The organism is Flaviaestuariibacter terrae, from assembly GCF_054777635.1.
Genome location: NZ_BAAHAL010000006.1, coordinates 764,009 through 777,169, shown reverse-complemented (window position 1 = coordinate 777,169; position 13,161 = coordinate 764,009). Strand labels below are relative to the sequence as shown.

10 protein-coding genes are annotated in these 13,161 nt (G+C 58.1%); 6 read left to right on the top strand and 4 right to left on the bottom strand.

The features are described from left to right. Positions 1-11: 11 nt before the first annotated feature. Positions 12-491, bottom strand: coding sequence for a hypothetical protein (locus ACYU7Z_RS04120; protein WP_460567654.1), 480 nt, complete (start codon positions 489-491; stop codon positions 12-14). Next, entirely contained in the window at positions 492-1,508 is a 1,017-nt protein-coding gene (locus ACYU7Z_RS04115) for a N(4)-(beta-N-acetylglucosaminyl)-L-asparaginase (RefSeq protein ID WP_460567652.1), read from the bottom strand. A 98-nt stretch (positions 1,509-1,606) separates the two neighbouring features. On the opposite strand from ACYU7Z_RS04115, the gene ACYU7Z_RS04110 reads away from it, so the two are divergent. From ACYU7Z_RS04110 to ACYU7Z_RS04090, 5 genes are all read left to right on the top strand, one after another. Further along, a complete protein-coding gene (locus ACYU7Z_RS04110; RefSeq protein WP_460567650.1) occupies positions 1,607-2,167 on the top strand; it encodes an NADPH-dependent FMN reductase in 561 nt (186 codons plus the stop codon). A 116-nt stretch (positions 2,168-2,283) separates the two neighbouring features. Then, entirely contained in the window at positions 2,284-2,997 is a 714-nt protein-coding gene (locus ACYU7Z_RS04105; protein ID WP_460567648.1) for a pirin family protein, read from the top strand. A gap of 37 nt (positions 2,998-3,034) precedes the next feature. Beyond that, entirely contained in the window at positions 3,035-3,892 is an 858-nt protein-coding gene (locus tag ACYU7Z_RS04100; protein WP_460567646.1) for a pirin family protein, read from the top strand. Between the two features lie 82 nt (positions 3,893-3,974). Next, the gene (locus tag ACYU7Z_RS04095) at positions 3,975-4,361 is read left to right on the top strand and encodes a hypothetical protein (RefSeq protein ID WP_460567644.1); all 387 of its coding nucleotides are present in this window, start codon (positions 3,975-3,977) and stop codon (positions 4,359-4,361) included. Between the two features lie 54 nt (positions 4,362-4,415). After that, positions 4,416-6,866: a glycoside hydrolase family 20 protein gene (locus ACYU7Z_RS04090; protein WP_460567642.1), complete on the top strand. Its 2,451-nt coding sequence runs from the start codon at positions 4,416-4,418 to the stop codon at positions 6,864-6,866. 235 nt (positions 6,867-7,101) lie between these two features. Here ACYU7Z_RS04090 and ACYU7Z_RS04085 read toward each other — a convergent pair whose 3' ends face one another. Together ACYU7Z_RS04085 and glgB are read right to left on the bottom strand one after the other, a co-directional pair. Next, complete coding sequence (locus ACYU7Z_RS04085; protein WP_460567640.1) at positions 7,102-8,172, bottom strand: tetratricopeptide repeat protein; 1,071 nt, start codon at positions 8,170-8,172, stop codon at positions 7,102-7,104. An 81-nt stretch (positions 8,173-8,253) separates the two neighbouring features. Next, complete coding sequence (gene glgB / locus ACYU7Z_RS04080) at positions 8,254-10,269, bottom strand: 1,4-alpha-glucan-branching protein (protein WP_460567638.1); 2,016 nt, start codon at positions 10,267-10,269, stop codon at positions 8,254-8,256. A 138-nt stretch (positions 10,270-10,407) separates the two neighbouring features. On the opposite strand from glgB, the gene ACYU7Z_RS04075 reads away from it, so the two are divergent. Next, the gene (locus ACYU7Z_RS04075; protein WP_460567636.1) at positions 10,408-13,161 is read left to right on the top strand and encodes an outer membrane beta-barrel protein; all 2,754 of its coding nucleotides are present in this window, start codon (positions 10,408-10,410) and stop codon (positions 13,159-13,161) included.

Sequence of the window (13,161 nt, the reverse complement as noted above, 5' to 3'; positions counted from 1 at the left end):
ATTGCTGCTTCTTAGTGACGGGAAAGGGAATCTGCATAAGCGGCTGCATGCCGCATCATGACAACGATCGGATCTTTGCTGACAGCCTGTCCATTTTTCAGTAAATCCAGTTGGACCTGTCTTGTCGCGCCGCCCCGGGAAATAATAATCGATGCGCTGTGTCCGTCGTAACCCGGCGCTGTAGCCGTTCGTTCCAGTTGCGCAACAGATGAAACGTTCACGAGCTGCACGATGCGCGACCAGCGGGCGCGGCTTGTTTTGCCTGCCCACGCGCGGCTTGTGCCGACATTGTAAAACTGGTAGAACGTAGAATCAGCGCGGACCCGCAGCGAGACCGAGTAGTCTCCTTCCCCTGCGTTCTCGTTGTAGCTGATCTCCTGCAGGTCTTTGCCCGCCTGCCCCGACGAACGCGGGACACCGGCACAGCCGGCTACGATCGCCGCGCAGGAAACCATCCAGGTCATAAAAGCCAAAGCGGGAGAAGAATTCATTTAAGGAAAGAGGTGTTTCGCTTCGAAAGTTTGCGGACCGCTGCTCGTGTGCACGGCCACGGTAAATCCTTTCTGAAGCGCATAGGCGCCCCAGTTGCCGCGGCGGTCGAGGGCCACAAAGCCCACCTGCAGGTCGCGGAGCTGCCTGGGTCGCTTGCGGATCATCCGCTCGAGCGTTTTGCGGCAGGCTTCCTCCGGCGAGGCGCCATGACGCATGTATTCCACCACGGTGTGCGAGCCGCAGCCGCGCACCACCTCCTCGCCCACCCCGCTGCTCGTGGCGGCGCCCACTTCGTTGTCGACAAAGAGGCCGGCACCGATAATGGGACTGTCGCCCACGCGGCCACGCAGCTTGAAGGCCATGCCGCTGGTGGTGCAGGCGCCGCTGAGGTTGCCGGCGGCGTCGAGCGCGAGCATGCCGATGGTGTCGTGGTTATGTTGCTGCCCGTTGCCGTCCTCGACGGCTTTTTGCTCGAGCAGCCGCGGGATCGTCATCGGGTCATAATGGGCCTTTTCGAGCCAGCGGCGCCAGGCGGCTTCCGCCTCCGGGGTCAGCAGGTTTTCGATGTGAAAGCCGTTGGCAAGCGCGAATTGCAGGGCGCCTGCGCCGGCAAGGGCCACGTGCGGGCTTTTCTCCATAACAAGCCGTGCCACCCTGATCGGGTGCATGATGCCTTCCAGGAAATAGACGGCGCCGCAGTTGCCCGCCTCATCCATGATGCAGGCGTCGAGCGTCACCTTGCCGTCGCGGTCGGGCAGGCCGCCGTAACCCACGCTCTGGTCTTTGGGATCGGCCTCCGGCACCTGCACCCCGGCCTCAACGGCGTCGAGGGCGCGGCCGCCGCTGCCGAGCACCTTCCAGGCCTCGGCATTGGCCGCCATATTCGGCTTCCAGGTGGCAACCACCACCGGCTTGCGCACTGCTGCTGAACCATGGGCCGCAAAGCTTGTTGAACGGAAAAGCAATCCTAAACTGGTCAGCACGGAGCTTTGCAGGAATCGACGGCGGTCAAGCATCCTTTTTGTTTGCGCTAAAGATACGCCTGCCATTTTTTCAGTAAAATAAGGTTGGAATTATATTTGATGTTTAAACATTGATTCAGTAAATTTGATGTATGAAAATTGAAATCGTATCCGGTAGTCCCCGTGAAAACAGTGTTACCCACCGCGTGGCCCTGCACCTGCAGGCGGCGCTCCGGTCGCGCAGCGAGCACGAGGTCGGTATCATCAATCTCAAGGAAAATGTATTCCCGATCCTGGAGTCGGTGTTCACAACGCCCGAATCGGCACCTGAGCACCTGCGGCCCATTGCGCGCCGGATGTTTGCAGCCGATGCCTATATCATCGTAACGCCCGAGTACAACGGCTCCTACTCCCCCGCGATGCAGAACCTCTTCGACCATTTTCCGAAGCAGCACCACAAGCCCTTCGGACTGGCAACAGCCTCCCCCGGCGCCCTCGGTGGAATTCGCGCGGCCATGCAGCTCCAGCAGTTTGTGATGGCCCTCTTCGGTGTTCCGTCTCCCTATATGCTGGTGACGCCGCAGGTGGACAAGAAGTTCGATACCGAAGGCAACCTGATCGACCCGGCTTTTGAGAAAAGCGTTGACCTGTTCCTGCGCGAGTTTCTCTGGCTCTCGGACAAGCTGGTAGAAGAGAAAGTTACGGTTGCGTAACGAAGGGTTCTTGAGTCTCTTCAGGTTCTGCTGGTTCGTAAGGTTGTCATGGTTTTAAGAAGGTTCGTGCACCCGTACCAATGGAACATTTACTACGTAAACAACAAACATTTTGTATGAAAACGATTCTGCATAAGGCCGCTACGCGCGGCCACGCCAACCACGGTTGGCTCGACTCCTGGCACACGTTCTCTTTTGCCGGGTACCACGACCCCGAGCGCGTGCACTTTGGTGTGCTCCGTGTGCTCAACGACGACAGCGTAGCTGCCGGCATGGGCTTTGGCCGCCACCCGCACGACAACATGGAGATCATTTCCATCCCGCTTGAAGGCGACCTTGAGCACAGCGACAACATGGGCAATACCACCGTCATCCGCGAGGGCGACGTACAGGTGATGAGCGCCGGCACCGGCGTGGAGCACTCCGAGAAAAACAAGAACAGCAACCAGCCGGTAAAGTTTCTCCAGATCTGGCTGTTCCCGAAGGAGCGCAACGTTAAGCCCCGCTACGATCAGCAAAGCTTCAAAGGCGAAGACCGTCTCAACCGGTTGCAGACCGTGCTCTCTCCGATGGGCAGCGATGGCGGCGGCGTGCAGATTCACCAGGATGCCTGGTTCCACCGTGCCCGCCTCGACAAAGGTGCCGAGCTGACCTACGAGCTGAAGAACCCGGCGCACGGCGTCTATGTGTTTGTGCTGGAAGGCGATGTGTACGTCAACGATGTATTGCTCAACCGGCGCGATGGCCTTGGCGTTACCGAAGCCGCCAGCCTGGCACTCAAAGGCGACACTGCGGCAGAAGTGCTGCTGATGGAAGTGCCGATGAACTAAGTAGAACTACGGGATATTCCCGCTTAATGCAACAACTATGAAACTTCGATCGGTAACCCGGCATACGGAGCTGCTGCACATGAACGTGGGCCCGGCATTCCAGGTAAAGCAACCCCTGCCCGCCGACGGCCTCGATGGCCTCAGCCCCTTTATCCTGCTGCACCACGCGGGCCCGCAGCAGCATGCGCCCGGCGCACTGCAGGCGCGGCTCAGCCCGCACCCCCACCGTGGCTTCGAGCCGGTGACCTTTCTCTTCAGCGGCAAGCTCCATCACAAGGACAGCACGGGCAGCGAGGGCTTTCTTGAAAGCGGCGACGTGCAGTGGATGACGGCCGGCTCGGGCATCATCCACAGCGAGGGCCCTTCGGCGGATTTTGCACGCGAGGGTGGCAGCATGGAGCTTATTCAGCTGTGGGTGAACCTGCCGCGCGAGCACAAGATGACGGCGCCGAAGTACCAGGACATCAAGTCGCGGCAGATGCCCGTGGTTACGGCGCCGGGTATCCGGGCGCAGCTTGTTGCCGGCGAGTTCGGCGGGCAGCGGGGCCCCGCATCGACCTTTACGCCGATGCTCGCGCTGATGGTTTTTTTCGAAGCGGGCGGACGCCTGGAAGTGCCGCTGCCACAGGATTGGAACGCGATGGCCTACGTGCTGGCCGGCTCTGTGGCTGCCGGCGAAACGGTGCTGGACGCCGCGAACCTGGGCGTCTTTAACGGCGATGGGGATGGCGTTCTGCTGGAAGCGCGGGAAAACGGCTACCTGCTGCTGCTGGCCGGCGAGCCCATTGCCGAACCCGTGGTACAATACGGTCCCTTCGTAATGAACTACCCCGGCGAGATCCGGCAGGCGATCCTCGATTATGAATCCGGGCGCATGGGCGTGCTTGAAAGTTGACCGGAATCAGCGGCGGCCCGCACGCTTGTCAACAGGCGCCGGCTGGAAAAGCGCGCTCTTTGGGATACAAAAGCATCAGGTTATGTATCCCACTATTTCAGTACGCGGCCTCCACCTCGAATACCAGCTCTGGATGAACGAGCTTGATTTCGCAAAAGAGGAGATCGGCATTTTCGAAAAGCATCTCGAGCCGATCGTTTGCAATTACAGCGACCGGAACGTATGCGCCCGCGCCGAGCAGTTCCAGAATAAATTCATCCGCCACAAGGAAGTGGTCGACGAGCTCCGGCACAAGCTCCATGGAAGCGAAGTGCAGCTGGCAACCTTCGTGCGCGACATGAGCGGCATGGGCATCGACAGCGTGAAGATGGACAACCACGTGAAGCTCCGCGACGATGTATATCGTTTCCGCGAGCTCTACACCGAGCTGAAAAAAGACTTCCGTCGCTTCGGGGCCGATTGGTATTGAGCGGCCGGCGGTGAGCGGCAATTGGGTAATTTCCGTGCTGAAACCACGTAGCCCATGATCAAGCACTGCCTCGCCCTTGCGGCCCTGCTCCTTTCCGCAACGCTTTTTGCCCAGCCGCCCGCGCTGCTGCCACAGCCCGTTTCCCTGCAGATGGGCAAGGGTACGTTCAGCATCAGCGCCGCCACGCCGCTCGTAGCCCGCGATCCTGGAGAGGCGCGCATCGCTTCCTTTCTCAACGACTACCTGCAGCAGTATTACGGCTTCCGGCTTGCGCTCCGCAAGGAAGCTACCGTGCCCGCCGTGCGCTTCGTCACGCGCCGCTTTATCAAAGCGCCGGATAAGGATGGCTATGGCCTCACTGTCGACGCCCAGGGAGTAGGTGTTGAAGGCGACACCTATGCAGGACTTTTCTACGGGCTTCAAACGCTGTTGCAGCTCCTTCCGCCGCCACAGCAACAGGCTTCTGTGGGAAACAGCGCTGTGAAAGTGAAAGAAAAGCCCGGCAAGAAGAAAGTAAAGACAACAGGCGACGCGAGCTACAACATGCAGGCAGCAAACCCGAAGATCTCGCTGCCGCAGCTCGCCATTGCCGATTACCCGCGGTTCGCATACAGGGGCATGCACCTCGACGTGAGCCGCCACTTTTTCCCGGTCTCCTTTGTAAAGAAATATATCGATCTCCTTGCCGCGCACAAGCTCAACACCTTTCACTGGCACCTGACCGACGACCAGGGCTGGCGTATCGAGATCAAAAAATACCCCGAGCTCACAGCCCGCGGAGCCTGGCGTCACGGAACCATTATCGGCCGCTACCCGGGCACCGGCAACGACAACGAGCGCTATGGCGGCTTCTACACGCAGGACGAAGTGCGCGACGTGGTGGCCTACGCCCGGGCACGCTTCATCACGGTGCTTCCCGAAGTCGATGTGCCGGGCCATTCGTCGGCCGCCATCGCTGCCTACCCCTACCTGAGCTGCTTTCCGGAAGAGCCGACCGTAATTCCTTCCTGGCCCTCCGTGGGAAGCAAGGCCGCGCAGGCAGCCGGCCAGCCGAAGCAGGTGCAGGAAACCTGGGGTGTCTTCTACGATCTGCTCTGTGCCGGTAAAGACTCCACCTTCACATTCCTTGAGGGAGTGCTCGACGAGGTGATGGACCTCTTCCCGGGTCAATATGTGCATATCGGTGGTGATGAAGCACCGAAGTCGCAGTGGAAGCGCTGCCCGCGCTGCCAGGCACGCATGGTAGCCGAAGGGCTGAAGGACGAGCACGAGCTCCAGAGCTATTTTATCCGCCGTCTCGACCGCTACGTAAGCAGCAAGGGCCGCCAGGTGATCGGCTGGGACGAGATCCTCGAAGGCGGTCTCTCGCCCAATGCGGTCATCATGAGCTGGCAGGGGCAGCGCGGTGGCATCGAGGCAGCGAAGCAAAAACACTTTGCCGTAATGACGCCGCAGCAGCCTGTTTACTTCGATCATGCGCAGGCAAAGCCCGATGATTCACTCGTCTGGGGCGGCTACAACCCGCTGGATTCGGTGTATGCGTTTGAGCCCGTTCCCCGCGGCCTCGACAGCGCATCGGCCAGGTACATACTGGGTGGCCAGGCCAACCTGTGGACCGAATACGTTACAAACCCGGCGAAGGCTGAATATATGCTCCTTCCCCGGCTTGGCGCCCTCAGCGAAGCTTTGTGGACGCCGCGGGAAGCGCGGAGCTGGGCCTCCTTCGAGCAGCGTCTGCCCGCCATCTTCCGGCGCTACGACCGGATGAAGCTTACCGTGAGCCATGCCTATTACAACCTGCAGCCCGACCTGCAGCGCGATTCGGTGAACGGTGGCCTGCGGCTGCGGTTCAGCACGCGGCTGGTCAATCCCACGATCCTGTACACACGCAGCTCCGATGCCGCGCAGAACGCCGTAGCGCTTCACACGTATTCGGACGGCATTGCCGTGAACGGTACCGACTCCCTCTCCGTGGCCCTGCTGACTCCCGAAAAGCAGCAGGTGCAGCGCATTGCCTTCAACTTCCGCTTCAACAAGGCTACCGCGCAGAAGGCGACGCTGAAAAGCGCCCCGAGCCGTAACTACCCGGGTCTCGGAGCCCTGAGCCTCGTCAACGGGATCACTTCTTCGAAGGGACTTGCCAGCACCGATTGGCTCGGCTTCCTCGGAGGCGATATCGACGCCGGGATCGACCTGGGCAAGCCGGTGACGTTTACAACCGTAGCACTTCATACCCTCGACCAGAACGGCTCCTGGATCTACCTGCCCCAATCCGTAGAAATACAGGTATCCGATGACGGGCAGAACTTCCGCAGCATCGGGCAGGGACGCGACTTTGTAAAAGATTCTCCAGTTATGACACAAGGCTGGATCACGGTGAAAGTGCCGGAAACAAACGCGCGCTACATCCGCGTATTTGCCAGGAATTACGGCATCATTCCCGAAGGGCAGCCCGGAGCCGGCACGAAAGCGTGGCTGTTTGCCGATGAGATCAGCGTGGAGTAGGTTTTGGAGGTTTTGTAAGGTTTTGAAGGGTTTTAAAAGGTTGCGAGGAACGAAGCAAACTACTGCGTTACGCATGGTGCCAGCGGCTTTTAAAATTTTCGACTGAAAAGACTTTCAATTGGTACCAGTCCTTAGGTCGTGAAGTTTGCTTCGTTCCTCGGAATGACAAAGCCCCGTCGCATCGCGACGGGGCTTTGTATTAATTCCGTGAAGTCCGTGTATTCCGTGAGGCGGGTTACATTCCGGGCATTTCCATCTTCTGCCGGTTCTTGGCCAGCTGCGGGTCCATTTCGATGGCCTTATCGCAGAGCGCCTGGCCTTTGCCCTTGTCGCCTTTTTTCTGGTAGCTCATGCCGATCATGTACAGCGCAGACGCGTTGGTCTTGTCCAGTTCCAGCATCTTGTCCCAGTAATCGATCGCGCTGTCGTAGCGCTTGGCGTCGTAGTTCGCTTCGGCGATCATGTTGAGCAGGTTCAGGTCGGCCGGGCGGCGCTTGATCATTTCCTCGAGAATGGCGAGGCCTTTGTCGACTTCCTTGTTATTCAGGTAAGCGATGGCGAGGTTTTCCTTGAATTCGTTGTCCTGGCGGATACCGTTCTCCATGGCGAGCTCAAAATACTTCAGCGAATTCTTGTCGTCGTTCATCGCGTAGTAAATGAGGGCCGTTTCATACATCCAGCGCGTGTTCTTCGGGTCGAGCTCAATCGCCTTCAGGAAATACGGGATCGCGAGCTTGTTATTGTTCATGTCGGCATAGGCGCGGGCCACCATGTACGGCACCTGTGCATTGGTCGGGTCTTCCTTCGCCGCGTCGTTCAGGAACTTGATGGCTTCGCCGTAGTTCTCGTCTTCGTAGTGCGCCTTGCCGATGTAGTAGGCAACCTTGGCGGCCGGGTCAACCGCCTTCAGCAGCGACGCGTATTTGACGGCATCGGTAAACTGCCGCATGTTGAACGACAGGGTCATCAGCTGATTGTAGGTGTCGGACGTCTGGTCGCTAAGCTTTTCGAGCTCCAGGTATTTCTCGCGGGCCTGCGGGTAGCGGTGCAGGGCCATCAGTGCCTTGGCAAGATCGCCAACGGTACGCTTGCTGTTCTTGTTATAGGAATAAGCGGAGTCGAAATACTTGTAGGCCACCATCACCCGGCCTTTGAGCCACTCCTGTGCTCCTTTTTCGGAATACACGGTGGAGCTGTCCGTTTGGGCAAAGGTCACCACGCAACTGGCAACGGCGATCAGGGTCAAAAAGAATTTACGCATGGGCTTAAGGAGGTCGTTTTTCAGGTTGGGACGGTTGGGTTTCATAGGGTCCACTAAATTAAAAAAACGGCTGTGGTTGTCTTTGTTAAAAAACGGCCATACCGCGATTCCGTCGGCTGAACCGGCTTATTTGAGGATGAGCCCCGCCAGTGGCGGCAAGTGAACCGTCAGGCGCCACGTATTGGATTCCTTATCGATGAGCTTCCGCTGGATCTTCGGGTTCATTACGTTGCCCGAGCCTCCGTAATGGGTCTCGTCGGAATTGAAGAGCTCCTTTGTATAAAACTTCCCGGGAACATCCACCGTCCAATCCCAGCGCGGCACCGGGCTCAAGTTAAGCAGCACGAGAAGGTCTTCCCCTTTTTTCTTTCCCCTGCGCCGGTACACCACCACGCATTCATCGCGATGACTGAGGTCGATCCATTCGAAGCCTTCCACGCGGTACTGGTTGCTGTAAAGCGCCGGCGCAGCCTTCAGGATTCGGTTCAGGTCGCGTACGCAAAGCTGCAGTCCTTTGTGCGGGGCATGCTCCAGCAGGAACCAGTCGAGCTCCGACTTATAGTTCCACTCCGATGTCTGTCCGAATTCGTTGCCCATGAACAACAGCTTTGCTCCGGGGTGCGTCCACATATACGTGTAGAGCGTCCGCAGGTTGGCAAACTTCTGCCATTCATCGCCCGGCATCTTGTAGATCATCGGGCTCTTGCCATGCACCACTTCGTCGTGGCTGAGCGGGAGCATGAAGTTCTCGTCGAAGAAATACATCATGCTGAAGGAAAACTTGTCCTGGTGGTGCTTGCGGTGTATGGGGTCGAACTTGAAGTAGTCGAGCGTGTCGTGCATCCAGCCCATCATCCATTTCATCCCGAAGCCAAGGCCTCCGGCGAATGTCGGCTTTGAAACACCGGGCCAGTCGGTCGCTTCCTCGGCGATGGTCTGCACATCCGGGAAATCGCGGAAGATCGTTTCGTTGAGATCCTTGATAAAGGCGATCGCTTCGAGGTTGCCGTTGCCGCCAAACTCATTGGGTTCCCACTGGCCGTTGCCACGCGAGTAATCGAGCTTGAGCATCGATGATACGGCGTCAACGCGGATGCCGTCGATATGAAAGAGATCGAACCAGTAGCGGGCGCTGCTGATCAGGAAGGATTTTACCTCGCCGCGCTTGTAGTTGAAGATGTAGGAATTCCAATCGGGGTGAAAGCCCTTGCGCATATCGGCATATTCGAAGGTATGCGTGCCGTCGAAAAGAAAAAGGCCGTGCGCGTCGTAGGGAAAATGCGAGGGCACCCAATCGAGGATGACGCCGATGCCGGCGTTATGAAGCCGGTCGATGAGGTGCATGAGTCCTTCGGGCGGACCAAACCGGGACGTGGGCGCGAAATAGCCGGTGCACTGGTAGCCCCAGCTGCCGTCGAAGGGATGCTCCATCACGGGCATCAGCTCCACGTGGGTGAAACCGAGATCCTGCACATAGGGCACGAGCCGGTCGGCGATCATCCAATAGTCGTTATAGCTTTCTTCATTTGAGGGATCGGGGCGCATCCAGCTCGCGAGGTGCACTTCGTATACGCTCCAGGGCGCGTCGAGGTCGTTGTGCTTCTTCCGCTTCTTCATCCACTCCGCGTCGTTCCATTGGTAGTCGAAGTCCCAGGTGATCGAGGAAGTGGCCGGGCGCTTTTCCCAATAGCGGGCGAAAGGATCGCCTTTCAGCGTAATGCGGCCCTGGTAGCCGGTGATATGGTATTTATACAACTCGCCTTTCGCAATGCCGGGAATAAAGCCTTCCCAGATACCGCTGCGGTCGAGGCGCGGGAAAAGTGGGTGGGTTCCCTCCTGCCAGTCGTTGAAGTTCCCGATGACCGAGACCAGCGTGGCGTTGGGCGCCCATACCGCGAAATAAAATCCATCCTGCCCGAGCACCGTCATCGGGCGCGAACCGAGCTTGTGATACAGGTTGTAATGCGTGCCCGACGCGAAGGTCTCCACGTCGTCGTCGTAGAGGATCGAATAGTTCCAGACGGGTTTTCCGGTGTCTACGAAATTGGCGTCTTCGTAGCGCGCCACAGCTGCGGGGAGCGGCGCGGCGTCCTGCGTGGCGGCGTCTTTGTGATGAGCGGCTTTCGGGGGTCGGGTTTCCATGATACCTTGTGCGAAGAATTTCGTATACGTTAAAAATATTGTAAAGGAAAGCGGGCGACTCGGTTCACGCTACCGGTAAAGTTACCTTAACGCCTCCAACTAAACTGACCGCATCACACACTGTTGAAAACTTACTGCATGAGAAAAATCCTGCTTAGCCTGCTGTTGCTGACCGGCGCGCTGGCATCCGGAGCACAGTTCCGGGTAACCGGCTCCCTCCGCGACACGACCTCCCGCAGCAACCCTGCCCTCGCAACGGTAACGCTCCTCCAAAAGAAAGACAGTACCCTCGTGACATTCACCCGTACCGACAGCGCCGGGCGCTTCCGGACTGCCGAGGTGCCACCGGGGTCCTACGTGCTCCTCATTACCTACCCCAGGTTTGCTGACCTCGCCGAACCGGTTGAGATCAGGGATGCCGATGTGAGCATGGGACAGCTCGCCTTAACGCCCAAAAGCCGGCTGCTCCAGGAGATCATTATCCGAACCAATGCTGCCATCCGGATCAAGGGCGATACGACCGAGTTTGCTGCCGATTCCTTTCGCGTGAAGGACGGCGCCACGGTCGAAGACCTGCTGAAGCGCCTGCCCGGTTTTTCAGTCAACGCGAAAGGTGAGATCACAACACAGGGCAAGCGCGTGGATAAGGTGCTCGTCGACGGCGAGGAATTCTTCGGCGACGATCCCACGATGGCCACACAAAACCTGTCTGCGAAGATTGTCGAAAAGGTGCAGGTTTATGATACAAAGACGGAGCAGGAGAATATGCGCAGCGTAGGCAGCGCGAGCGAAGGAAAGACCCTCAACATCAAGCTGAAGGAGGATAAGAAAAAGGGCGGCTTCGGCAATGCGCAGGTAGGCACGGACTTCAACCGGTTCCTCGAAGCCCGTACGATGCTGAACCGCTTTGTGGGCAAAAAGAAAGTATCGGTGTACGCCAACCGCAGCAACGTCAACACCGGCTCGCTCAGCTGGAATGACCGCAACAAGCTGGGCATCGAGAACAACGTGGAGTACGACGAGTTGAACGGCTATTACTACAGCTTCTCCTCCGACGACGGCTTCAGCGACTGGAACCTGAAAGGCTATCCCGATGCCTGGATCGGCGGGGCGCTCTTCACCGACAAGTGGAACAGGGACCGTCAGAACATCAACCTGTCGTACCGCTACAACCAGCTTGGCAACGTCAACAATTCCGTCTCGACCTCGCAGAACGTTCTTCCGGGCAACCGCAGCTTCCGCTACCGCGACGTCGACAACCGTGGCGTGACGCGGCAGCATACCATCAATGCGAAATATGAGTGGAAGATCGACTCGCTCACTTCGATCAAATACACGGTGGCCGGCACTTTCCGGAGCGCCCAGGTCAACAGCCATACGTACAGCCATTTCCTCAATGACGCCGGCGATACGGTCAACGTGGGCCTGCAGGACCGCTACAACGACTCGAAGCGAAACCAGCTCGATCAGCAGCTTACCTGGCGCCAGATGTTCATGAAGAAAGGACGCCTGCTCATCACCACGCTTCGCCATGGCCTCGTGCAGGACGAGCAGCGCGGCTGGAACCGGTCGGACAATTATTTCTACATGAACCGCGCGCTCGACTCGACGGTTGACCAGATGCGGACTGTAGATGGCAAGTCGCAAAGCTTCGGGGTAAAAAGCAGCTTCAACGAGCCGCTGTCAAAAACGCTGAACCTCGTGCTCGAATACGGCTACAACAGCAACCGCTCCGAGTCGTACCGCAATACTTTCAGCAAAAGCACAAACGGCAAATACGAAAACCTTGATACGGTGTTCAGCAGCAACTTCGAGCTGGACGCCTTCTCGCACAACGGCTCGATGACACTGAAGTACGTGGACAAGAAGTGGCGCGTCGCGGCGGGGTCGGGCCTGTCGGATGTAACGCTTCGCCTGCACAACCTCTTTGCCGGAAGCACCAACGCGTATCACTTCCGCAACGTGACCCCGCAGGTGGGCATCAACTACTCGCCCAAGCCGCAGACCAGCATTGGCATTAACTACCGCGGCAACACGCGGCAGCCGACGATCGACCAGCTGCAGCCGATCCGTGACAACAACGACCCGCTGAATGTATTCATCGGCAATCCGAACCTGAAGGTGGGCTTCAACAACTCGATCAATGCGTCGTTCAGCAAGTCGAAGCCGCTCAAGAATATCTGGATGTATGCGAGCCTCAGCTATAACATCAACCAGAACGATATCGCGTTTAAAAATGAGCTTGATACCGCTACCGGCAAACAGACCTACCAGCCGGTGAACGTGAACGGCAACCGCAGCTGGTGGGCCTGGGCCAATTACAGCAAGGACGGTGGTAACAAGAAGTGGAGCCGGGCCGTGCAGATCGGCGGAAATGGCAGCCGCAACCACAGCTTCTTCAACGGGCTTGCCAACGTAAGCACTTATGCCAACATCAACGTCAACCCGAATGTGAGCTACCGCTGGGACGAGCACTTCAACTTCGAGGTGGGGCCCGAGGTGAACTACAACATTTCGCATTCCTCGCTCCAGCCGGGCGCCGACGCGAACTACTTCACCTATGGCGGCCGCGTGGAAGGCTCCGCCGAGCTGCCCTTCAAGCTGCAGCTCAATATCGAAGGAGACTTCGAGGTACGCCAGGGCGTAACCGGCTTCAGCAGTGCGCCCAGCAACTACCTGGTCAACGGCAGCCTCATCCGGAAGTTCTTTAAGGACAACTCGCTCCTGCTGAAGCTCACCGTCAACGATCTTTTCAACCAGAACGTCGGCTTCAACAGGAACTTCAACACGAATATTCTCAACGAAGAGCGCTATAACCGCATCGCCCGTTACTTCATGCTGCGCGTGGAGTGGCAGTTCAGCAAGATGGGTACCGGCGCAGCCAGCAAATAA

What these genes read in the sequence shown, in the direction of transcription:
- ACYU7Z_RS04120 (WP_460567654.1), bottom strand. Translation starts at nt 491, where the DNA reads ATGAATTCTTCTCCCGCTTTGGCTTTTATGACCTGGATGGTTTCCTGC.
- ACYU7Z_RS04115 (WP_460567652.1), bottom strand. Translation starts at nt 1,508, where the DNA reads ATGCTTGACCGCCGTCGATTCCTGCAAAGCTCCGTGCTGACCAGTTTA.
- ACYU7Z_RS04110 (WP_460567650.1), top strand. Translation starts at nt 1,607, where the DNA reads ATGAAAATTGAAATCGTATCCGGTAGTCCCCGTGAAAACAGTGTTACC.
- ACYU7Z_RS04105 (WP_460567648.1), top strand. Translation starts at nt 2,284, where the DNA reads ATGAAAACGATTCTGCATAAGGCCGCTACGCGCGGCCACGCCAACCAC.
- ACYU7Z_RS04100 (WP_460567646.1), top strand. Translation starts at nt 3,035, where the DNA reads ATGAAACTTCGATCGGTAACCCGGCATACGGAGCTGCTGCACATGAAC.
- ACYU7Z_RS04095 (WP_460567644.1), top strand. Translation starts at nt 3,975, where the DNA reads ATGTATCCCACTATTTCAGTACGCGGCCTCCACCTCGAATACCAGCTC.
- ACYU7Z_RS04090 (WP_460567642.1), top strand. Translation starts at nt 4,416, where the DNA reads ATGATCAAGCACTGCCTCGCCCTTGCGGCCCTGCTCCTTTCCGCAACG.
- ACYU7Z_RS04085 (WP_460567640.1), bottom strand. Translation starts at nt 8,172, where the DNA reads ATGAAACCCAACCGTCCCAACCTGAAAAACGACCTCCTTAAGCCCATG.
- glgB (WP_460567638.1), bottom strand. Translation starts at nt 10,269, where the DNA reads ATGGAAACCCGACCCCCGAAAGCCGCTCATCACAAAGACGCCGCCACG.
- ACYU7Z_RS04075 (WP_460567636.1), top strand. Translation starts at nt 10,408, where the DNA reads ATGAGAAAAATCCTGCTTAGCCTGCTGTTGCTGACCGGCGCGCTGGCA.